Raw genomic sequence first — 931 nt, forward strand, 5'->3', positions numbered from 1 at the left:
TGATAACTATGTCAACTGTAACCCTTAGATTTTGTTAATGTTTTTATTCTCCTTTCTGTATCTTTATATTAGGCGTCTAACGCATTGATTCCATTAGATATTTATCCTAGCTACTCTTTGGGGTGTCGGGGCGAAGCCCTGACCCAGTCACGTAACGATAGCGGAGTGTATACTGGCTTAATCCTCTGCAAGCCTCGTCAGCCGTGATTTTTGCCAGATTTCGAGGTTTTCACGTTCAACAGCTCCTGCACGTTTTTTGCCGTCCGTTCACCGTTAAACTCCGCAGAAATCGGGACAGGATGTGCAAATGTAATACCGTCACCCGCGACGATATTCCGTTTGCCATCTGGTCAGGGCTTCGCCCCGACACCCCGTATCAGTGCGTACGTGCTCAATGTGGTTTCCGGTTCTCTTCCGCTTCCTCGCCCACTCGCTCACTAACGTTCGGTCGCTGGGGCTGCGGCGAGCGGTGCCACCTCTCGCATGTTGTCGGTGATTCCGCTGTTGTTCTTTCGGGGATGAGTCGCCAGATAGCTCTTCAAACGCTCTCAGAAGCTCTCAGGCGCACGAAACGGGTTTTAAATGCCCGTCAGGGCATGGAAGGCGCGAAAAACGCTTACAGAGGGTTTCAGGAGGTCAGGCGCGCCGATACCCCTAACCAGGGGCTTTCAGGTCGCCAGGAACCGCGTCAGCCCCCTGCAAAGCCCATTTGCACGGCACTGGCAGCTATTCAGCTGGTTGGTGGTCGTAGACCGTCGATGTTACAGCGATGGGGGTCTGGGGTTCTCCCCAGACGGTTTCCGGTTGCGCTCAAGGCGCTGCCGGAACCGTGGCGGCTCGGTCGTTCTGGAGATCGGGGAGCAAAAACACGCAAGGGATTTTGAGGCGGCAAAAGAGCAATGCAGGATAGACAATCATGGTCAGAACGTTA

Source organism: Klebsiella sp. MS 92-3, assembly GCF_000195655.1.
In the GTDB taxonomy this organism is placed as follows: domain Bacteria; phylum Pseudomonadota; class Gammaproteobacteria; order Enterobacterales; family Enterobacteriaceae; genus Klebsiella; species Klebsiella pneumoniae.